A 20,629-nucleotide genomic window follows, 5' to 3' on the forward strand; every position below is an offset into this window, starting at 1 on the left:
GCGTAATTCTTCGCCATAGAGGAAAAACACAGAATGCCTTCTTTTTGGGCAGTCTCGTCGGTGCATGCATACTGTGTCTGACGGAGGCATAAGTAAGCGGTCCGGCACCCATCGAGCGCTATGCTTGGCGGAAAATCGACCATCGTGCCGAGCCTCGTAAAAGCAATATTGAACAAATTTTGCGCAAGATAACCAGGACGATGGCGAACGATTCAGCGTGATTCGCGTTTTCAGATGAATGACCTCATGATTGCTACCTCTTGAGCTGCAAGGTTGGTCATCGCCCTGCCGCGAACCGCTCGTCATGAGGAGCTGCCTGTGAAGGCGCCCATTCAACTCCAGCGCATCGGGTGGTTCCCGCGAAAGAGCGTCGTATGATCAGACCATAGGTGTGGCGGCCTGCAATCATCGACGGTCCGACCCGATTTCATCGGCCGTTTCCGGCCCACATTCGGTGAGACCATCGCTCTCCGTGAACCCGGATTCAGTGAGATTATGCCCACACTCGCTGAGACGGACCTGCAATCATCGGGCTCAGACCGATTTTCGTGAGACGGATGGGAGAGCACCGCTCCGCTCGCCGGACATCGCCGTTTTCGTTGCTTTCGCCAGCAGCTTGGCTGTCACGGCCGCGAGTTGATGCTGCGTGTACGGCTTGGCGAGCCGCGGCAGGTCTGTGGCCGTGCTCTCTGGCAACTCGGCATAGCCCGTCGCCAGCAGGACCGGCAGGTCGGGTCGGAGCGCGCGGGCCGCCTCAACTAGTTCAACACCGGTCATGCCCGGCATCGCGTAGTCGGTCAGCATCAAGTCGATCGCGTAGCCATCACGCAGCAGGTCGAGCGCTTGCGCACCCGAATGCGCTTCCAGAACGGTGTGCCCAAGGTCGGTCAGCATGTCGACGGTGCTCATGGCGATCAGCGCGTCGTCGTCGACGACCAGGATGGTGGCGGACGATGCGTCAACGGCCGAGGCTTCCGCCGGCTCCGCTGCCTGAACCGCCGTCGCCGCCTGCGGCAGCCACGGTGCTGTCAGGTTGGCGGGCGCACCCTGTCCGTGGCAGGTTTCTGTTCATGAGCACATCCATCAACCCGTACCGCGGCTTCCGCTTTCCGGCGGCGATCATCAACGAGGCCGTATGGCTGTACCATTGCTTCAGCCTGAGCCTGCGCGAGGTTGAGCTGATCCTGGCGGCGCGCGGTATCGAAGTCAGCTACGAGACCATCCGGGAATGGGGCCTCCGGTTCGGGCGTGACTTCGCCACCACCCTCAGGCGTCGCCGGCCGAAGCCAGGCGACAAGTGGTTTCTCGACGAGGTGTTCATCCGCATCCGCGGCAAGCAGCACTATCTGTGGCGCGCCATCGACCGAGATGGCGTGGTTCTCGACATCTTGGTCCAGAGCCGCCGCAACACGAAGGCAGCCAAGCGCTTCTTCCGCAAGCTGCTGAAGGGGCTGCGCTATGCCCCGCGTGTCCTGGTGACCGACAAGCTGAAATCCTACGCGGCAGCGAAGAAGGACTTGAAGCTCGGCAGCGAGCATCGGCAAAGCCGCTACCTGAACAACGCCTGCGAAGTGTCACATCAACCAACCCGACGGCGCGAGCGGCACATGAAGAGGTTCAAATCCGTCCGGCATGCCCAGAGGTTCCTCTCCACCCACAGCCCGATCCACAACCATTTCCAGCTCCGCCGCCATCTGATCTCCGCCACCGAGTACCGTGACACCCGAGCGCGCGCCTTCACCATCTGGCGCGAGGTGACCGGCCTCGCCCTGACCGCCTGAACCATCCAAAACGCAGGTTCTTCAGACCCTCAGCTCGTCAACCGGCCGTGAAGTTGACAGTACCCCCTGGAGCAATGGCCCTGTCCAGGGGCCGATCAACCGCATGAAGTTCATCAAGCGGCAGATGTTCGGCCACGCCAAGTGAACTCTGCTCCATCAGCGCGTCTTATGCACCGCCCGACGAGCGAAGTTCTCGCCAACGCTGTGGCCCTCGACACCTCAGCACTGACTGCGTGGATGAACTCAGCCTGCACGCTTTTCTACACCCTGACTGCCTGAACCATCCAGCAAGCGGGTGTTCAGGCCCTCAGCTCAATCAGTCGCGACGTTAACAGCGTCCAACAAGGTCACTCACAGCCATCTCGTTACCCCCAAGAAGCATGACGGAGGACATGGGCAAGTCGGTTGGCGTTCGTTATGAGCATATCAAGGAATCGCTCCTGGGCGGCTTCTGGAGAAACAGCGCTGCGCAGCATCATGATGTTGAGCGTTGCAAGAATACCCTGCTCGTCACGCACCGGCACCGCCATGGCCCAAAGCTGGCCGGAATATTCACGGTCGCTGTAAGAGTCATCCATGCATGCGAAACCTCGGGCCCGCACATCGCTGAGCAGAGCCTCAAGGCGTTGCGGATCGCTGGCCAGGGCGTTGGCGGGATCGGTGCGGGGCCTCAGGCGCGCAAGAATGCGTTCCCGTTCGCTGTCGGCGCAGAATGCGAGATAAGCCCGCCCAATGGAGGTTTCCAAGATCGGCGCGCGAAAACCAGGGCGGCGATTGAAGAACAGCGGTCCCGTTTCGCGGCTCGTCTGGACGACGATCATGGCGTCGTGATCGAACAGCGCCACGTCGGATGGCCAACCGATCGCCTGCCGGAACTCCGTCAGGATCGGTTCGCACAGCAGCCCAATCCGGTGGTGCAGGTCGTAACCGCGGCTAAGCTGCAGCGTGCGCCCGGTCGGGACGTACCCTGAGTTGGATGGGTTGCGGGTCACGTAACCTTCATGCTCCAGCGTCTCCAGCATTCGCACGATCGTGGCCTTATCGAGCCCCGTCTCCCTGTGCAGAGCGGCAACGGACGCATCGCGCAGTTCGTTGACGATGCGCAAGACGTCAAGGCCTCGGGTCAGGGCCGCAACGGGTTTGAAGGAAGGCATCGAGGTCACGTTCCCTTGTTTGGCGTCTGGACTTGGGTCCACCAGCGATGTCGCCATCGCCAACGGATTGTTGGAGGGGCCATCCGTCCGTCCCGCTGTTTTTTGACCAAGCTGAAAAGACGGTTGCCTTTTATCAGAGGGCCCGTTAGCCTATCCATAATGAAATGAGCGTTTCACAGAGTGAAATGGTCGCGGCGCCGGGAAATGCAAGTTCCAGGCGTCGGAAGTGAAAAGGGAGGCTCCCGTTCCAGGTCCGGAACGGTGACGCTTGCAGCCGGAGACCACTCATTGTGACCTTGCCCGAATCACCCCACGACGAAGCCGGCAACCGTGCCGCCGGCCCGATGTCCCTGGCTGGGCTGCGGGTGCTCGACCTCAGCCGTGTGTTGGCCGGTCCCTGGGCGTCCCAAATTCTGGGCGACCTCGGCGCCGACATTATTAAGATTGAGCATCCGGAAAAGGGCGATGACACCCGTTCCTGGGGGCCGCCCAACCTGCGGCCCGCACCGGGTGACCGAACCGACGATCCGCCCAGCGCCTATTACTTGAGCTGCAACCGAAACAAGCGGTCACTGGCCATCGACATCGCCAAGCCGGAAGGGGCGGCTCTCGTCCGTCGGCTGGCACGAAGCTGCGACGTTGTCCTGGAGAATTTCAAGGTCGGCGGCCTGTCTCGCTACGGTTTGGATTACGAGAGCCTGAAGCGGGAGAACCCCGCCCTGGTTTACTGTTCCATCACCGGCTTTGGCCAGACCGGCCCCTACGCCCCCCGCGGCGGCTATGATTTCCTGATCCAGGGCATGAGCGGGCTGATGAGCGTTACAGGCCAGCCGGAAGGGACACCCGGCAGCGAGCCGCTCAAAGTTGGCGTGCCGGTGTCGGACCTGTTCACCGGGCTTTATGCCACCATTGCCGTGTTGGCGGCGTTGCGCCACCGCGATCGCACCGGCGAGGGCCAGCACATCGATTGCGCTCTGCTGGATACCCAGGTCGCCGTGCTCGCCAACCAGGGCATGAATTGGCTGGTTGGTGGTCAGGTGCCGAAGCGGCTCGGCAACGGACATCCCAATGTCGTCCCCTATCGCTGCTTTGCGACGGCCGATGGCCACATCATCGTCGCCGTCGGCAACGACGGGCAATTCCGTGCCCTGTGTCGCTTGCTGGATCGCGAGGATTTGCTGGCGGACGAACGGTTCGCCAGCAACCCCGGTCGGCAGGCCCACCGCGCGGAGCTGGAGGCCACGTTGGCGGACAGCATGGCACGGTGGACGTCCGCGGACCTGATCGAAGCGCTGTCCGGCGGCGGGGTCCCGGCCGGTCCGATCAATCGCATCGATCAAGTGTTCGACGATCCGCAAGTGGTGGCCCGTGGTCTTGTCCATCGGTTGGAGACGCCCGGCGGCACGCCGGTGCCGATCGTCGGCTTTCCGGCGCGCCTGTCCCGGACCCCGGCCTGCTACCGGCGTGTCCCGCCCCGTCTGGGGGAGCAGACGGACGAGGTGCTGTCCGACCTGCTGGACCTCACCGAAAACGAGCTTGAGGAGCTGCGCGCCGGTGGCGTGATCGGCACCGCGGGTCGCTCGTGACGGCCTTCCTATGACCTTTCCGGCGCCAACGGCCCGCCGCATCGAAGACGTGAGACCAAGAAGATGATGGAACGAAGGAATTGGATCGCCGGACGTCTGGTCGACGGTGTCCGACTGGACGCGAACCGCAACCCGGCGCGTCCAAGCGAGGTAATCGGCCATTATGCCTGGGCCTCGGTCGCGCAGGCGGAAGAGGCGCTCGGCGCCGCACGCGCGGCCTTGCCGGGTTGGGCGGCGAGCAACCCGCAGACCCGCTCCGACGTGTTGCGGCGGGTCGGCGACGAGTTGAACGCCCGCGCCGAAGAACTGGGCGCTTTGCTGACGCGAGAGGAAGGCAAAACGCTGCGTGAAGGCGTCGGCGAAGTCCGGCGCAGCGCGCAGATCTTCCACTACGCCGCCGGGGAACCGCTCCGCCAGGGTGGCGAAGCCCTTCCCGGTCTGCGCGACGGCACCACCGCCATGGTCAGCCGTGAACCTGTCGGCGTCGTCGTCCTGATCACGCCGTGGAATTTCCCGATGGCGGTTCCCGCCTGGAAGACCGCTTATGCGCTCGCTTTCGGCAACACGGTGGTCTTGAAGCCCTCGGAAGTCACGCCGGCCTGCGCCTGGGAACTGGCGGACATCCTGCACCGCGCGGGGCTGCCCGCCGGCGCCTTCAATCTGGTGGTGGGGGACGGCCGGACGCTGGGACCGGCGTTGGTCGACGGAGCCGACGCGGTCAGCTTCACCGGCTCGCCGGGTGTTGGCCGGGCGATCCTGGAACGCTCGGTCGCCCGCATGACCCGCGTCCAGCTCGAGCTTGGCGGCAAGAACCCTCTGGTGGTTCATGACGACGCCGATCTGGAACTGGCGGTGGACATCGCGTTGCAGGGTGCTTTTCATTCCACCGGACAGCGTTGCACGGCGACCAGCCGCATCATCGTCGACCGCCGGGTGCACGACGCTTTCGTCGAACGGCTGGTGACGAGGATCGCCGCCCTGCGGGTCGGCGATCCCATGGACGCGGCGACGGACATGGGGCCGGTCGTCAGCGAAGCCCAGCTCGCCAAGGACCTGCACTGCATCGCGGATGCGCGCAGCGAAGGCGCGGAGCTGGCTTTCGGCGGCGGACGCATGGATGGGGACGGCTATTTTCTGGAACCGACCCTGTTCGTCGGCACCGACAACGCCATGCGGATCAACCGTGACGAGGTGTTTGGCCCGGTTGCCTGCGTCATACCGGCTGATGGGCTCGATCACGCCATTGCCATCGCCAATGACAGCGACCACGCCCTGTCGAGCGGCATTGTCACGCGTGGGCTGGCATCGGCCGAAACCTTCCGCCGCCGTTCGCGGGCCGGCCTCGTTATGGTCAACGCTCCCACAGCCGGCATCGACTACCACGTCCCGTTCGGTGGCCGCGGCCCCTCGGGCTATGGCGGACGCGAGCAGGGCAGCGCGGCCGTCGAGTTCTTCACGGAAGGCAAGACCGCGTACATCAACCACGGCATCGCCGGCTGACGCCGGACGGAACAGCCAAACCAAAAAGTCGGCCAGCAAGCCAGACGGCGCTACAGCGCCGGCGGCATTCGAAGGGGAGTGAGAAAATGTCAGAGACGATCGCGTTCATCGGGCTTGGCGCCATGGGGTTGCCGATGGCCTCCAACCTGGTCCGCAAGAACTTTTCGGTCATCGGCTTCGACCTCGATCAGGGCAAGCTCGACAAGCTGGTTGCGCTGGGCGCACGCCCGGCCGGCGACGTCACCGCCGCCGTGCGGGACGCCACCGTCGTCATCACCATGCTGCCCGCCCCTCCGCAGGTGCGCGAGGTGATCCTAGGCGGTGCAGGCGTTCTCGCCGGCCTCCGGCCGGGCTCGCTGGTGATCGATATGAGCACCGTCGACCCGCAGACCACGGACACGGTCGCCGCGGCGTGTCTGGAGAAAGGCATCGCCTTCGTTGACGCTCCGGTCGGCCGCTTGGTCAGCCATGCGGAGCGCGGCGAATCCCTGTTCATGGTCGGGGCCAGCGATGCGGGCTTCGCCCGCGCCGAACCGATGCTGAACGCCATGGGGACGACCGTCCACCGCTGCGGCCCGGAGGGGGCCGGCACCCGCATGAAGATCGTCAACAACTACCTGGCGGTGATCGGCGCGCAGTTGACGGCAGAGGCCATTTTGCTGGGGACCAAGCTTGGCCTGCCGGTGGATGTGATGAAGGCGGTGTCGGGTGGGACCACGGCGACCAATGGCCAGTTCCAGATCAACTTCGCGACCAAGGTGCTGAAGGGGGACACGGCGCCCGGCTTCACCATCGACCTTGCCCACAAGGATCTGATGCTGGCGCTGACGGCGGCCGCGCAGCAGCGTCTCGGCCTGCCGGTCGGGTTGGCGGCGGCCGGTGCGCTCGGCGCCGCCCGCGGCGGCGCCTATGCCCAGCGCGACTTCTCCGCACTGCTCGACTACGCCTGCGACATTGCCGGCGTCACCCCGCCGCGCCTGCCGGACTGACCGGACACGGCACCGGCACGACCACCGCGAAAAGCAAAACCAGGTTTGGGAGGAAGAGCATCATGAAGACTTTGGCGGCTCTGGCCACGTCGCTCGTTGCGCTGACACAGGTGGCCTTCGCGCAAGGAATTTCCGACAACAAGGTCAAGATCGGCGTCATCACCGACCTGTCAGGCGTCTACACCGACATCGCCGGCAACGGCTCGGTGGTCGCGGCCGAATTGGCGGCTGAGGATTTCGGTGGGAAGGTCAAGGGCGTTCCTATTGAGATCATCAAGGCCGATCACCAGAACAAGGCGGATATCGCCAGCTCCGTCGTTCAAAAATGGTTCGATACCGAGCAGGTCGACGCCATCGCGGACATGGTGACATCGTCGGTCGGCCTTGCCCTCCAGCAGGTGGCGGTCCGCTCGAAGAAGGTGGCGCTGAACACCGGCGCCGGCACGTCCGGCATGACCAACGCGTCCTGCTCTCCTTACGGCGTGTCGTGGGTCTACGACACCTATTCTCTGGCCACCGTGAACGCCAAAGCAACCTTGCAGAGCGGTGGCGACACCTGGTTTTTCATCACCGCCGACTACGCCTTCGGCCATGACCTGGAAAACGATGTGCGCAAGGTGCTGGACGCCAATGGCGGCAAGGTCGTCGGCAGCGTCCGTCATCCCTTCCCCACGCAGGACATGAGCTCCTACCTGCTGCAGGCCCAAGCCTCGGGTGCCAAGGTCATCGCTCTGGCCAACGCCGGCCAGGACACCATCACCGCAATCAAGCAGGCCAAGGAATTCGGCATTCTCGACGACAGCAAGGTCAAGGTCGTGGCTCTGCTCGCCTTCGAACCGGACATCCGCGCCATCGGCCTGTCCGACGCGGCCGGCATCCTGATGTCGAGCGGTTTCATCTGGAACCGCACTCCGGAGACCACCGCCTGGTCCGACCGCTTCCACGCCAAGACCGGAAAGCGCCCGACCAGCGTGCAGGCGGGCACCTATTCCGCGGTGTTGCATTACCTGAAGGCGGTTGAGGCGACCGGCACCGACAACGCCGACACGGTGATGGAGGCCATGCGGGCCACGCCGGTAAAGGACATGTTTGCCGACGGCGGCACCGTGCGCGGAGACGGCCGGATGCTGCACGAGATGTATCTGGTCCAGGTGAAGAAGCCTGAGGAATCGCGCGACTCCTGGGACCTGTTCAAGGTGGTTGGAACGGTGCCCGGCGAGCAGGCCTTCCGCCCCGTCGCCGAAAGCCAGTGCCCGCTGCTCAAGAAATAGGAAGGGGGCGGCACTCTTCGCTCCCGGCGCGCGGTCGTCGTCATCGCACCCTCCCCTTCATGCCAAGAGATCCAAACGTGAGCGAGACAAGTCAGATCGTACGCGACACGGCCAACCGGCTGTTCACGGAACGCATCTCCCCGCAACGTCTGCTGGGCGCCGAAACCGGCGCTTGGCTGGACGAGGAGTGGACCCTGATCGAGGAGATGGGCTTGCCCCTCGCCATGGTTGGCGAGGAGGATGGCGGGGTCGGACTCGACGACGTGGACGCCGCGATGGTGATCCGCGTCGCCGGAGCCAACGCCGTGCCACTGCCCCTGGCCGAAACCATGCTGGCGAACCGCTTCCTGGCCGCCGCGGGACTGCCTCTGTCCTCCGGACCGGTGACCGTGGCGCCGGTCCGCCCCACCGATCGGTTCCATTTGGAACGAGCGAGCGGCGGCTGGCGCCTGTCCGGGACCGCCCACCGCGTCCCCTGGGCGCGGTCGGCACGGACCGTTCTCGTCCTGGCCGAGGCGGGTGGACAGACCTTTGCCGTCCGGCTCGGCGATGGGCAGGTCCGGACGGAATCGGCTCATAATTTGGCCGTTGAACCGCGCGACAGCCTGTTCGTGGACGGCCCGGTTCCAGACACGGCGGTTGCCCCTCTCCCCGAAGGAATGGAAATCGGCGACCTCATGGCGATGGGGGCGGCCCTGCGCACCGCCGCGATGGCCGGCGCCATCGGGCGCGTGCTGGAAATGACCGTCGGCTACGCCAACGAGCGCGCTCAGTTTGGCCGCCCCATCGGCAAGTTCCAGGCAATCCAGCAGTCCTTGGCCGTCATGGCGGGCCACGCGGCCGCCGCGTCCGGGGCCGCCGACCTCGCCGCCGAGGGGCTGTCTCAGGGGGCCCGGTCATTGACCGTCGCCGCCGGCAAGGCGCGGGCGGGCGAGGCGGCGGGTGTGGTCGCGACCATAGCCCATCAGGTGCATGGCGCCATCGGCTTCACCCATGAACACAGCCTGCATTTCCTGACCAAGCGCCTGTGGTCCTGGCGCGACGAGTTTGGGAACGAGGCGCACTGGAATCGCCTGTTCGGACAGCGCATGGCCGAGGCCGGCGCCGATGGAGTTTGGCCGCTGATCGCCGCTCTCTGATCAGCGCTGCCCTTCCCGGAGACATCCCTCGATGCAAGATTTTTCATTCCCGGCGCCGCCGACGGCGCCGGACACGGCCGAGCTGCGTGCCGAGGTGCGCGCTTTCCTGGCGGCGGAACTGGCCGGCTATCCCGCCGCCAAACGCATCCGCTCCTGGAGTGGGTTCGATGCCGACTTCAGCCGCAAGCTGGGGCAGCGCGGCTGGATCGGCATGACGTGGCCCAAGCAGTATGGCGGACACGAACGCAGCGCACTGGAACGCTACGTCGTTCTGGAGGAACTGCTGGCGGCCGGCGCTCCGGTTGCCGCCCACTGGATCGCCGACCGGCAAAGCGGCCCTTTGCTGCTGAAGGTCGGGACCGAGGAACAGAAGCGCACCATCCTCCCGCGCATCGCCGCCGGCGAGTTCTTCTTCTGCATCGGCATGAGCGAGCCTGATTCCGGATCCGATCTCGCGGCGGTGCGCACGCGCGCCGTTCCGGTGGAGGGTGGCTGGCGGGTCAACGGCACCAAGCTGTGGACGACCTATGCCCACCATGCCCATGCCATGATCCTCTACTGCCGCACCGGCGCTGCGAACGATCGGCACGGCGGGACCAGCCAGTTCCTGGTTGACCTGACACTTCCCGGCATCACCATCCGGCCCATCGCCGACCTGTCGGGGGCGCGGCACTTCAACGAGGTCGTGTTTGAAGACGTGATTCTGCCGCACTCCGCCCTGATCGGGCAGGAGGGGGACGGCTGGAACCAGGTGATGAGCGAACTGGCCTATGAACGCAGCGGCCCAGAACGCTTCCTGTCGACCTTCGTGCTGTTTGTCGAACTGGTGCGGGCGCTTGGCAGCCAGATGACGCCGGATGCGGCGGGCGCACTCGGTCGGCTGGGCGTCCAGCTGGTCGTTCTCCGCCGCCTGTCGAGGTCGGTGGCCGGCATGCTGCAAGATGGCCGCAATCCCGCTTTGCAGGCTTCGGTCGTCAAGGATCTGGGCGCCCTGGTCGAGCAGGAGATTCCGGAGATCGCCCGACAGCTTATGGCGATGGAGCCCGACCTGCGGTCGCACGACGCCCTGTCGGCTGTCCTGGGCTACTCCATCCTCAACGCGCCGGCCTTCTCCCTGCGTGGCGGCACGCGGGAAATCCTGCGCGGAATCATCGCGCGGGGCCTGGGGCTGCGCTGACACGCTCCTCCCTTCAGCCGTCCGTCGGCGACCCACACCGGCTTATCAGGAATTCCACCCATGTCCGATCCAATCATCTTCGAGAACGACGACGGGATCGTCACGTTGACGATCAACCGGCCGGAAACCCGCAACCCCATCTCCGACCCTGACATGATTGAGGCGATGCTGGAGGCGCTCGACCGGATTGACCGCGATCTGTCAATCCGTGCGGCGATCCTGACCGGCACCGGGACGAGCTTCTCGTCCGGCGGCAACTTGAGAACGATGGGTGAGCAGGGCGGAATCAACGACCCTTTGCCGGCCCAAACCCGACGGAACTACAAATTTGGGATCCAGCGGCTTCCCCTGGCCTTCGAGGCGCTGGAGGTCCCGATCATTGCCGCGGTGAACGGCCCGGCCATCGGTGCCGGTTGCGATCTCGCCTGCATGTGCGATCTCCGGATCGCTGCGGAACGCGCCGTGTTCGCGGAGAGCTTCGTCAAAGTCGGCATCGTGCCGGGCGATGGCGGAGCGTGGTTGCTGCCGCGCGTCGTTGGCTTCTCCAAAGCCTGCGAGATGGCTCTGACCGGCGATCCGATCAACGCGGCCGAAGCGTTGGCCTGCGGCCTCGTATCGAAGGTGGTGCCGGACGACGAGCTGCTCGCCGAAGCCCGCAAGCTGGCGATGCGCATCGCCGCCAACCCACCCCACGCGGTCCGCATGACCAAGCGGCTGCTGAGAGAAGGACGCAGCGCCACGCTCGACCATTTGCTCGAGCTGTCGGCGGCGATGCAGGCGCTTGCCCACGCGACGGCCGACCACAAGGAAGCGGTGGCCGCCTTGCTGGGCAAGAGGCCGCCAAGCTTCACCGGACACTGAAAGGATGGACGCCACGGCCGAACGAGACAGGACTTGGGACAGCGGGCATGATCACCGGAACCAATGACATCATCCTCGAAGCGCGCGGACTCTCGAAGGAGTTCGGAGGCTTCATCGCGGTGAAGGGGGTGAACCTCCAGGTTCGCCGCGGCACCATCCACGCGCTGATCGGCCCGAACGGCGCCGGCAAGAGCACGGTCTTCAACCTGCTGACCAAGTTCCTGACGCCGACGCGCGGCCAGATCCTCTACAAGGGACGCGACATCACCGCCATGAAGCCCGCCGACGTGGCGCTGCTCGGCATGGTGCGCTCCTTCCAGATCTCCGCCGTCTTCCCGCACCTCAGCGTGCTGGAGAACGTCCGCGTCGCATTGCAGCGGCCGCGCGGCACCAGCTTCCATTTCTGGAAGCCGGAGGCCAGCCTGCACGACCTGCACGCCCGCGCCGAGGAGCTGATCGAGGCGGTGAACCTGACCCCCTGGGCCGGCCACACCGCCGCCGAGCTGCCCTATGGGCGCAAGCGCGCGCTGGAGATCGCCACCACGCTGGCGCTCGACCCCGAGGTGATGCTGCTGGACGAGCCGCTGGCCGGCATGGGCCACGAGGACATCGAGGGCACCGCCGCGCTGATCAAGCGCGTCTCCGCCGACCGCACCATCCTGATGGTGGAGCACAACCTGTCGGTCGTCGCGCACCTGTCGGACACCATCACCGTACTCCGCCGCGGCGAGATCCTGGCGGAGGGCTCCTACGACGTCGTATCGCGCAACCCGCAGGTCATGGAAGCCTACATGGGTACGGGGGCTGGCACGGGTGAGGTGGGCCATGCCTGACGGCGCGACCGTGAAGACCACCATGCTGGAAATCCGCGACCTCCAGGCCTTCTACGGCGAAAGCCATGTGCTGCACGGCGTCAACATCGACGTGCGCCAGGGCGAGGTGGTGACGCTGCTGGGTCGCAACGGCGCCGGCAAGACGACCACCATGCGCTCGATCATGGGCATCGTCGGCAAGCGCAACGGCTCGATCCGCTTCCAGGGCAAGGAGCTGATCGGCATGGCGCAGCACAAGATCCCCCGCTTGGGCATCGGCTACGTGCCGGAGGAGCGCGGCATCTTCTCCTCCCTCAGCGTGGACGAGAACCTGATGCTGCCGCCGGTGGTGAAGTCGGGCGGCATGACCGTGCCGCAGATCTACGAGCTGTTCCCCAACCTCCAGGGGCGCGGCACCACCCAGGGCACGCGCCTGTCGGGTGGCGAGCAGCAGATGCTGGCCATCGCGCGCATCCTGCGCACCGGCGCCGACCTGATCCTGCTCGACGAGCCGACCGAGGGGCTGGCCCCCGTCATCATCGAGCAGATCGGGGTGGCGGTGCGCAAGCTGAAGCAGCGCGGTTTCACCATCGTGCTGGTGGAGCAGAATTTCCGCTTCGCCGCGACCATCGCCGACCGCCATTACGTGATGGAGGAAGGCCATGTCGTGGACATGATCCCCAACGACCAGCTCGCCCAGAACATGGACAAGCTCCACACCTATCTGGGCGTCTGACGGCACGGAAACCACCTGCCGTCCAACAATCAAAACCCAACAAGCGCTCGATTCATAGGGAGGGACGGTCATGTTTGACCTGCTGGGGGTGCCGCCCCAGGTGCTGTTCGGCCAATTGCTGCTGGGCCTGATCAACGGCTCGTTCTACGCGCTGCTCAGCCTCGGGTTGGCGGTCATCTTCGGCATGCTGAACGTCATCAACTTCGCCCATGGCGCGCTCTACATGATCGGCGCCTTCGTGGCGTGGCTGCTGCTGACGAAGCTCGGCCTCGGCTACTGGTGGGCGCTGGGCCTGTCGCCGCTGATCGTCGGGTTGCTCGGCGTGGTGCTGGAAAAGACCATGCTGTCGCGCCTCTACAAGCTCGACCATCTCTACGGCCTGCTGCTGACCTTTGGCCTCGCCCTGATCATGGAAGGCGCCTTCCGCCACTTCTACGGCGTGTCTGGCCAACCCTATCCGATCCCGGACGCGCTCAAGGGCGGCCAGAACCTCGGCTTCATGTTCCTGCCCAACTACCGCGGCTGGGTCGTCGTCGCCTCGCTGATCGTCTGTTTCGGGACGTGGTTCGCCATCGAGCGGACACGGCTCGGCGCCTATCTGCGCGCCGCGACGGAGAACCCGGTGCTGGTCCAGGCCTTCGGCATCAACGTGCCGGTGATGATCACCGCCACCTACGGCTTCGGCGTCGCGCTGGCCGGGCTGGCCGGCGTGCTCGCGGCGCCGATCTACCAGGTGTCGCCGCTGATGGGCTCCAACCTGATCATCGTCGTTTTCGCCGTGGTGGTGATCGGCGGCATGGGCTCCATCCTCGGCGCCATCGTCACCGGCCTGGGGCTGGGGCTGCTGGAAGGCCTGACCAAGGTCTTCTACCCCGAAGCTTCCAACATCGTGGTGTTCGTCGTGATGGCGATCGTCCTTCTCATCAAGCCCGCGGGCCTCTTCGGACGGGAGCGCTGAGCCATGGCCACTCAAAGCAAGACGACCGGCATTAAGGCGGCCAACCTCAAGGCGGCCGACACCCAGACGACCACCATCGCGCTGCGCCGTCCGGGGCAGGACACCTCGCGGAACGCCATCATCCTCGGCATCGGCCTGCTGATCGCGCTGGCGGCGCCCTACGTGCTGTATCCCGTCTTCGTCATGAAGGTGCTGTGCTTCGCGCTGTTCGCCTGCGCCTTCAACCTGCTGATCGGCTTTGCCGGCCTGCTGAGCTTCGGCCACGCCGCCTTCTTCGGCGGGGCCGCCTACATCACCGCCCATTCCGCCAAGGTCTGGGGGCTGGGGCCGGAGGTCAGCATCCTGCTCGGCATGGGCTTCTCCGCCCTGCTCGGCCTCGCCTTCGGCGCGCTGGCGATCCGCCGGCAGGGCATCTACTTCGCCATGATCACGCTGGCGCTGTCGCAGATGGTCTTCTTCATGGCCCTGCAGCTCAAGTTCACCGGTGGCGAGGACGGCATCCAGGCGGTGCCGCGCGGGCATCTGTTCGGGGTGATCGACCTCAATAACTTGATGTCCATGTACCACTTCGTGCTGGCGGTGTTCCTGGTCGGCTTCGCGGTGGTCTGGCGCACGGTGCATTCGCCCTTCGGCCAGGTGCTGAAGGCAATCCGCGAGAACGAGCCGCGCGCCGTGTCGCTCGGTTACCGGACCGAGCGTTACAAGCTGCTGGCCTTCGTGCTGTCGGCGAGCCTCGCCGGACTGGCCGGCGGGACCAAGGCGCTGGTCTTCCAGCTCGCCTCGCTGACCGACGTGACGTGGCAGATGTCGGGCGAGGTGGTGTTGATGACGCTTCTCGGCGGCATGGGCACGCTGCTCGGCCCGGTGGTGGGGGCGGCCATCGTCGTCACGCTGCAGAGCTACCTGGCCGACTTCAACGTGCCGGTTCCGGTGGTGACCGGCGCCATCTTCGTGGTCTGCGTGCTGGTCTTCCGACGCGGCGTCGTCGGCGAGTGCCTTGCCTGGATTGGCAGGCGCAGCCGCTGATCTTTCCTTGCCGTGCACTGGAGGATTAGCCGTGTTCTTGACGTACAAAATTCCTGGCGCGTTGGTGACCTCGGCGGTGCTCGCTGCCGTGCTGCTCGGCAGTTTCGCCTATGATGCTGCGTCCAGGCGCTTGCGGGAGACGGCGCAGGACAAGCTGGTGGCGCTGGCCGATGCGCGCGAAGCCAGCGTGCGCGCCTATCTGGACAATTTGGAAAACGACATCGTGCTGACCGCCAGCACCCGCTCCATGCGTGACGCGGCGGTCGGGATGAGCAACGGCTGGCGCGTCGAGGCCGACCGCGGGGACGCCGGCATTTCCCTGCGCAAGCGCTACGTGGATGACAACCCATACCCGGCTGGCGAGCGGCACAGGCTGGAAAAGGCGGATTCCGGCGCGATGTACGACATCGCGCACCTGCGCCTGCATGGCTGGATGCAGGATCTCATGCAGCGCCGGGGTCTCGCCGACGTGCTTTTGCTGAACCCTGAGGGGATAGTGATTTACAGCGTGGCCAAGGGGGCCGACTTTGCCCAGCCGGTCGCGTCACCCGCCCTGGCCAACCTTCAGGCCGCCGTCCGAAGCGATCCACGCCCCGGCACTCTGCAGATCGCTGACTTCACCGTCTATGGAGCGCCCGACGAAGCGCCCTCGGCCTTCCTCGTCAGTCCCATCACCATGCCGCAGCCGGACGGCAGCGCCCAGTTGCTCGCCCTCCTCACATTTCGGCTGGAGCCCGACGGCCTGAACCGCATCATGCGGGCGACCGATGGCATGGGTGAGACCGGCGACACCTACCTTCTCGGCGCCGATGGCCTGCTGCGCAGCACACCCCGCTTCGCTCACGGCCTGCCCGTCCTGTCCCGCCACGTCGGCGGAACCATAACCATGGGCGCAACTGGCGGATCTGATAACAACGCGCGCGTGGTCGAGACGATGAACGCGCTTGGCACGGCAACGGCCCTGGCCGCCGCCCGCCCGCTGCGGCACGACCGGCTGGCCTGGACCGTTCTGGCGGAAGCCTCGGTGGCGGAGGTGCTGGCGCCGGTTTATGCCATGCGCAACCAGATGATGATCGCGGGTTGCCTGTTGCTGCTCATCATCTGCGCGGGTGGCGTCCTTTTTGCCCGTGGCATCACGACGTCGCTGAGCGCAATGAGCCACGCCATGCAACGCCTCGCCGAAGGAGACCTTGATATCACGATTCCGGCCCGGGATCGGCGCGATGAGATCGGCCGGATGGCTGGCGCCATGCAGGTGTTTCAGGAGGCATTGGGGCGTGCCGAGGTTCTAAGGGCAGAACAGGAGCGGGTGCGCGCTCAGCGCGAAAAGTGGACGCGTGCGCTGGAGCAGGCAACCCAAGGCTTCGACGCCCGTGTCGGGGGCATCGTCCGCGCCGTGGCCTCTTCCGCGGACGGATTGCAAGCGACCGCCCAAGCCATGAGCGGCGGCGCCGACCGCACCCTGAACGAGGCCACCGGCGTCGCCGCTGCGGCCGAGCAGACCGCGGCGAGTGTCGGCACCGTGGCTTCGGCGGCCAACCAACTCCGCGCTTCCATCAGCAACATCCGTCGCCACAACGAGGAATCCAGCCGCATCACCCAAGCGGCCATCGGCGCCTCCGTGCAAGCCGGCGATACCATGCGGGTTCTGGTGGAAACCTCCGGCCGCATTGGCGCCGTGGTGCAGCTCATCCACGACATCGCGGCGCAGACCAACCTGCTGGCCCTGAACGCGACCATCGAGGCGGCCCGCGCCGGAGAGGCTGGCAAGGGCTTCGCCGTCGTGGCCTCGGAGGTCAAAAGCCTGGCCGCTCAGACGGCCAGAGCGACCGAGGAAATCGGCACCCAGATCGACACCATGCAGTCTGTAACAGACGGGGCAGCCGTTGCCATTGGCCAGATCGTCTCGGTGATTGAGGAGATGGGCCAAATCTCCGCCATCGTGACCGGCGCCGTCGAGGAGCAGGGCGCGGCGATTGCCGAGATCGCTGCCAACGCCGGCCAGGCGGCAACGGCAACTCAGTCCGTGACCGCCATCATCGACGGCGTGGCGCGCTCCGCCAACAGCACCAAGACGGCGGCGGGGGATGTATTGAGCGCCTCCGGCGACCTTACCCGGCAAGCCGCCAGCCTGCGCACCGAAATCGAACGTTTCCTGTCCGACATTCGAACCACGGAAGAAGCAGCCCAGACATGAAGGTCCTCGTCCCGGTCAAGCGGGTGGTCGATTACAACGTCAAGATCCGCGTCAAGGCGGACGGTTCCGGCGTTGAGACCGCCAACGTGAAGATGAGCATGAACCCCTTCGACGAGATCGCCGTCGAAGAGGCCGTCCGCCTCAAGGAAGCCGGCAAGGCGACCGAGGTCATCGTGGTCACCGTCGGCCCGACCGCGGCGCAGGAGACGCTGCGCACCGGCCTCGCCATGGGCGCCGACCGCGGCATCCTGGTCCAGACCGACGCCGAGACGCAGCCGCTGGCCGTCGCCAAGGTGCTCAAGGCGCTCGTCGACAAGGAGGGCCCGACGCTGGTCATCCTCGGCAAGCAGGCGATCGACGACGACTGCAACCAGACCGGCCAGATGCTTGCCGCCTTGCTGGGCTGGCCGCAGGGCACCTTCGCCTCCAAGGTCGTCCCGGCCGAGGGCGCGGTCACCGTGACCCGCGAGATCGACGGCGGCCTGGAGACGGTGCAGCTGACCCTGCCGGCGGTCGTCACCGCCGACCTGCGCCTCAACGAGCCGCGCTACGCCTCGCTGCCCAACATCATGAAGGCCAAGAAGAAGCCCATCGAGACGCTGGCCCCCGACGCGCTGGGTGTCGACGTGGCGCCGCGCCTGACCACGCTCAAGGTCGCCGAGCCGGCCAAGCGCAAGGCCGGCGTCAAGGTCGCCGACGTCGCCGCCCTGGTCGACAAGCTGAAGAACGAAGCCCGCGCGATCTGAAGGGCCCACCGGCTCTAAAGGGAAAGTGATCTGACATGTCCATTCTCGTCATCGCCGAACACGACAACGCCGCGCTGAAGGCGGCCACGCTGAACGCGGTCAGCGCCGCCGCCAAGATCGGTGGCGACATCCATGTCCTGGTCGCCGGCCAGGGCGCCCAGGCCGTCGCCGAGGCGGCGTCCAAGATCGCCGGGGTGTCCAAGGTGCTGCTGGCCGACGACGCGGCCTACGCCCACCCGCTGCCGGAGAACGTCGCGCCGCTGGTCGTCGGTCTGGCCAAGGGCTACGGCCATGTGCTGGCCGCCGCCTCGTCGGAGGGCAAGAACCTGCTGCCGCGGGTCGCCGCGCTGCTCGACGTCGCGGCGATCTCCGACATCACCGGGGTGGTCTCCGCCGACACGTTCGAGCGGCCGATCTACGCCGGCAACGCCATCGCCACGGTGAAGTCCGCCGACCCGATCAAGGTCGTCACGGTGCGCACCACCGCCTTCGAGGCGGCGGCCACGGGCGGCTCGGCGACGGTGGAGAGCATCGCCGGGACGGGCGACGCCGGCTCGGCCAAGTTCGTCGGCCAGGAGCTGACGAAGTCGGAGCGTCCGGAGCTGACCCAGGCCAAGATCGTCGTGTCGGGCGGCCGCGGCATGCAGTCGGGCGACAACTTCAAGCTTCTGGAAGCGCTGGCCGACAAGCTGGGGGCGGCAGTCGGCGCCAGCCGGGCGGCGGTGGACGCCGGCTTCGTGCCGAACGACTACCAGGTCGGCCAGACCGGCAAGATCGTGGCGCCCGAGCTGTACATCGCCGTCGGCATTTCCGGTGCCATCCAGCACCTCGCCGGCATGAAGGACAGCAAGGTCATCGTCGCCATCAACAAGGACGAGGAGGCGCCGATCTTCCAGGTCGCCGACTACGGCCTCGTCGCCGACCTCTTCAAGGCGGTGCCGGAGCTGACGGCCGCGCTGGACAAGGCGTAACCGGCCAGTCCTCTTCCGAAGACCAGCGGGCCAAAGACAAGCGGGAAAGCTCATATGTCCACGATCAAGAAGATTGGCATCATCGGTGCCGGCCAGATGGGCAGCGGCATCGCCCACGTCTGCGCGCAGGCGGGGTACGAGGTCGTCATCTCCGACATCAGCGCGGAGATTCTGCAGAAGTCGGTGGCCGCCATCTCCAAGAACATGGACCGTCAGGTTCAGAAGGGGAAGCTGTCGGAGGCCGACAAGACGGCGGCGATCGCCCGCATCTCCACCGGCTCCGACCTGTCCGTGTTCCATGACGCCGATCTCGTGGTCGAGGCCGCGACGGAGAACGAAGCGCTCAAGCGCGAGATCTTCAAGAAGCTGGTCCCGAACCTGAAGCCCGAGGCGCTGATCGCGACGAACACCTCGTCGATCTCGATCACCCGCCTCGCGGCCTCGACGGATCGCCCGTCCAAGTTCATGGGCATGCATTTCATGAACCCGGTGCCGGTGATGCAGCTCGTCGAGCTGATCCGCGGCATCGCGACCGACGAGGCGACCTTCAACGCGATCGCCGAGCTGACGGCGAACATCGGCAAGACCGCGGCGGTGGCCGAGGACTTCCCGGCCTTCATCGTCAACCGCATCCTGCTGCCGATGATCAACGAGGCGGTCTACACCCTCTATGAGGGCGTTGGCGGCGTCCAGGCCATCGACACGGCGCTGAAGCTGGGCGCCAACCACCCGATGGGCCCGCTGGAACTGGCGGACTTCATCGGTCTGGACACCTGTCTGGCGGTCATGCAGGTCCTCTACGAGGGTCTGGCCGATACCAAGTACCGCCCCTGCCCACTGCTGGTGAAGTATGTCGAGGCCGGCTGGGTCGGCCGCAAGGTCGGCCGCGGCTTCTACGACTACTCCAAGAACCCGCAGGTCCCGACGCGCTGACAAGCATGTAAAACCCCTTTCAAATTCTTTTTAGAAGGACGAAAAATGCTGACGTTTGAAGACTGCTTGGCGATTTCCGACGCTGAAGGAAGCGCAATCATAGCCACGGACATTAACACTGTTGAAGCATATAGAATGATGGCCCAAGCATCTTTGCGACAATCCAGCACATTGACGCTGAAAGGAGGCTCATTCAGGTCAGCAGACGAACGAAATCAGCAGGAACACCGAGACTGACCAGGACTCTGGCCAATTTCACGGCGTTCGGATCAGGCGTTTATCCAGAAGTCCGGCTCGTTGGCGACATAGTCGAAGACACGGTCAAGCCCATGGTCGCAATCCCCGGCGGGCTTGATGCTCCCCAACGCTCGCCGCTCGACCAGAGCACTTGGACCGTGTCGCCGTTGCCGGTCGGCCGCAACCGCGCGATGGGAGCGCCGGTGCACTCGCTGAGAAGCGTGGAGCCGCGCGCCACCTTGCGCACGACTACTCCGCCGGAAGATCGAGCAGGCTGGGACCGCACTCAACATCCCTCCACGTGCCAACAAGCGCTGGAAAAACTTATTCTCTGCCTACATCTACCGGAACATTAATGTCATTAAGCGCATGTTCGGGCACCTCAAGGACTTCCGGCACATCTCCACCCATTATGTCTGCTCCGCCACCAACCTCATGGCGGCCGTCCACATAGCGGTAACCGCCACTTACTGGTCATGAGTCCGGCCCTCTTGGAATGACGGATCAGGATCGTCTCCTCACCGGCCCACACTTACTTCGCGCCAGGAAGCGTTT

General features: G+C 65.5%; 18 protein-coding genes and 1 pseudogene. 17 read left to right on the top strand and 2 right to left on the bottom strand.

The features are described from left to right. Positions 1-534: 534 nt before the first annotated feature. Positions 535-1,032 (bottom strand): response regulator, encoded by a 498-nt coding sequence (locus JJL56_RS24820; RefSeq protein WP_174436178.1) that lies wholly within the window; start codon positions 1,030-1,032, stop codon positions 535-537. Positions 1,033-1,070: 38 nt separating this feature from the next. Between JJL56_RS24820 and JJL56_RS24825 the strand changes: the two genes are divergently transcribed. After that, entirely contained in the window at positions 1,071-1,781 is a 711-nt protein-coding gene (locus JJL56_RS24825) for an IS6 family transposase (RefSeq protein ID WP_174442104.1), read from the top strand. A 365-nt stretch (positions 1,782-2,146) separates the two neighbouring features. On the opposite strand, the gene JJL56_RS24830 is transcribed toward JJL56_RS24825, so the two are convergent. Then, entirely contained in the window at positions 2,147-2,992 is an 846-nt protein-coding gene (locus JJL56_RS24830) for a helix-turn-helix domain-containing protein (RefSeq protein WP_247891232.1), read from the bottom strand. A 233-nt stretch (positions 2,993-3,225) separates the two neighbouring features. On the opposite strand from JJL56_RS24830, the gene JJL56_RS24835 reads away from it, so the two are divergent. The 16 genes and pseudogenes from JJL56_RS24835 to JJL56_RS24910 all read left to right on the top strand — a co-directional run. Then, positions 3,226-4,521 carry a CaiB/BaiF CoA transferase family protein gene (locus JJL56_RS24835; RefSeq protein WP_345772637.1) on the top strand — a complete coding sequence of 432 codons (1,296 nt, stop codon included), beginning with the start codon at positions 3,226-3,228 and terminating at the stop codon, positions 4,519-4,521. 63 nt (positions 4,522-4,584) lie between these two features. Beyond that, positions 4,585-6,021 (top strand): aldehyde dehydrogenase family protein, encoded by a 1,437-nt coding sequence (locus JJL56_RS24840; RefSeq protein ID WP_174436768.1) that lies wholly within the window; start codon positions 4,585-4,587, stop codon positions 6,019-6,021. Continuing rightward, complete coding sequence (locus JJL56_RS24845) at positions 6,018-7,010, top strand: NAD(P)-dependent oxidoreductase (RefSeq protein ID WP_338084174.1); 993 nt, start codon at positions 6,018-6,020, stop codon at positions 7,008-7,010. Before JJL56_RS24840 ends, JJL56_RS24845 begins: the two co-directional genes overlap by 4 nt. A gap of 62 nt (positions 7,011-7,072) precedes the next feature. Then, entirely contained in the window at positions 7,073-8,281 is a 1,209-nt protein-coding gene (locus JJL56_RS24850) for an ABC transporter substrate-binding protein (protein ID WP_174443602.1), read from the top strand. A gap of 77 nt (positions 8,282-8,358) precedes the next feature. Next, complete coding sequence (locus JJL56_RS24855) at positions 8,359-9,420, top strand: acyl-CoA dehydrogenase family protein (RefSeq protein WP_200486699.1); 1,062 nt, start codon at positions 8,359-8,361, stop codon at positions 9,418-9,420. A 31-nt stretch (positions 9,421-9,451) separates the two neighbouring features. Beyond that, a complete protein-coding gene (locus tag JJL56_RS24860; protein ID WP_200486700.1) occupies positions 9,452-10,597 on the top strand; it encodes an acyl-CoA dehydrogenase family protein in 1,146 nt (381 codons plus the stop codon). A 60-nt stretch (positions 10,598-10,657) separates the two neighbouring features. Then, positions 10,658-11,458, top strand: coding sequence for a crotonase/enoyl-CoA hydratase family protein (locus JJL56_RS24865; RefSeq protein ID WP_174436764.1), 801 nt, complete (start codon positions 10,658-10,660; stop codon positions 11,456-11,458). Between the two features lie 47 nt (positions 11,459-11,505). Further along, positions 11,506-12,291: an ABC transporter ATP-binding protein gene (locus tag JJL56_RS24870; protein ID WP_137118772.1), complete on the top strand. Its 786-nt coding sequence runs from the start codon at positions 11,506-11,508 to the stop codon at positions 12,289-12,291. Next, positions 12,284-13,006 carry an ABC transporter ATP-binding protein gene (locus JJL56_RS24875; protein ID WP_014199493.1) on the top strand — a complete coding sequence of 241 codons (723 nt, stop codon included), beginning with the start codon at positions 12,284-12,286 and terminating at the stop codon, positions 13,004-13,006. The genes JJL56_RS24870 and JJL56_RS24875 overlap by 8 nt, the downstream gene beginning before the upstream one ends. A 70-nt stretch (positions 13,007-13,076) precedes the next feature. Continuing rightward, entirely contained in the window at positions 13,077-13,964 is an 888-nt protein-coding gene (locus tag JJL56_RS24880) for a branched-chain amino acid ABC transporter permease (RefSeq protein WP_014197554.1), read from the top strand. A 3-nt stretch (positions 13,965-13,967) separates the two neighbouring features. Further along, a complete protein-coding gene (locus JJL56_RS24885) occupies positions 13,968-14,990 on the top strand; it encodes a branched-chain amino acid ABC transporter permease (protein WP_174436860.1) in 1,023 nt (340 codons plus the stop codon). Between the two features lie 31 nt (positions 14,991-15,021). Then, positions 15,022-17,187, top strand: a complete 2,166-nt coding sequence (locus tag JJL56_RS24890) for a methyl-accepting chemotaxis protein (protein ID WP_174436861.1) — start codon at positions 15,022-15,024, stop codon at positions 17,185-17,187. Next, positions 17,184-17,933, top strand: a complete 750-nt coding sequence (locus JJL56_RS24895) for an electron transfer flavoprotein subunit beta/FixA family protein (protein WP_174442234.1) — start codon at positions 17,184-17,186, stop codon at positions 17,931-17,933. The genes JJL56_RS24890 and JJL56_RS24895 overlap by 4 nt, the downstream gene beginning before the upstream one ends. 35 nt (positions 17,934-17,968) lie before the next feature. Further along, positions 17,969-18,904, top strand: coding sequence for an electron transfer flavoprotein subunit alpha/FixB family protein (locus JJL56_RS24900; protein ID WP_174436237.1), 936 nt, complete (start codon positions 17,969-17,971; stop codon positions 18,902-18,904). Positions 18,905-18,958: 54 nt separating this feature from the next. Then, positions 18,959-19,837 (top strand): 3-hydroxybutyryl-CoA dehydrogenase, encoded by an 879-nt coding sequence (locus JJL56_RS24905; protein WP_174441996.1) that lies wholly within the window; start codon positions 18,959-18,961, stop codon positions 19,835-19,837. A gap of 489 nt (positions 19,838-20,326) precedes the next feature. Further along, a pseudogene (locus JJL56_RS24910) lies at positions 20,327-20,554 on the top strand (IS5/IS1182 family transposase); the annotation flags it as partial. Between the last annotated feature and the right edge of the window lie 75 nt (positions 20,555-20,629).

Origin of the sequence: Azospirillum aestuarii (genome assembly GCF_016632405.1) — a bacterium.
Classification (GTDB): Bacteria; Pseudomonadota; Alphaproteobacteria; order Azospirillales; family Azospirillaceae; genus Azospirillum; species Azospirillum aestuarii.

Excerpts from the sequence above, each read along its gene's own strand:
- JJL56_RS24895 (WP_174442234.1), top strand. The coding sequence starts at position 17,184 with ATGAAGGTCCTCGTCCCGGTCAAGCGGGTGGTCGATTACAACGTCAAG.
- JJL56_RS24885 (WP_174436860.1), top strand. The coding sequence starts at position 13,968 with ATGGCCACTCAAAGCAAGACGACCGGCATTAAGGCGGCCAACCTCAAG.
- JJL56_RS24850 (WP_174443602.1), top strand. The coding sequence starts at position 7,073 with ATGAAGACTTTGGCGGCTCTGGCCACGTCGCTCGTTGCGCTGACACAG.
- JJL56_RS24825 (WP_174442104.1), top strand. The coding sequence starts at position 1,071 with ATGAGCACATCCATCAACCCGTACCGCGGCTTCCGCTTTCCGGCGGCG.
- JJL56_RS24860 (WP_200486700.1), top strand. The coding sequence starts at position 9,452 with ATGCAAGATTTTTCATTCCCGGCGCCGCCGACGGCGCCGGACACGGCC.
- JJL56_RS24865 (WP_174436764.1), top strand. The coding sequence starts at position 10,658 with ATGTCCGATCCAATCATCTTCGAGAACGACGACGGGATCGTCACGTTG.
- JJL56_RS24875 (WP_014199493.1), top strand. The coding sequence starts at position 12,284 with ATGCCTGACGGCGCGACCGTGAAGACCACCATGCTGGAAATCCGCGAC.
- JJL56_RS24870 (WP_137118772.1), top strand. The coding sequence starts at position 11,506 with ATGATCACCGGAACCAATGACATCATCCTCGAAGCGCGCGGACTCTCG.
- JJL56_RS24840 (WP_174436768.1), top strand. The coding sequence starts at position 4,585 with ATGATGGAACGAAGGAATTGGATCGCCGGACGTCTGGTCGACGGTGTC.
- JJL56_RS24880 (WP_014197554.1), top strand. The coding sequence starts at position 13,077 with ATGTTTGACCTGCTGGGGGTGCCGCCCCAGGTGCTGTTCGGCCAATTG.
- JJL56_RS24900 (WP_174436237.1), top strand. The coding sequence starts at position 17,969 with ATGTCCATTCTCGTCATCGCCGAACACGACAACGCCGCGCTGAAGGCG.
- JJL56_RS24905 (WP_174441996.1), top strand. The coding sequence starts at position 18,959 with ATGTCCACGATCAAGAAGATTGGCATCATCGGTGCCGGCCAGATGGGC.
- JJL56_RS24830 (WP_247891232.1), bottom strand. The coding sequence starts at position 2,992 with ATGGCGACATCGCTGGTGGACCCAAGTCCAGACGCCAAACAAGGGAAC.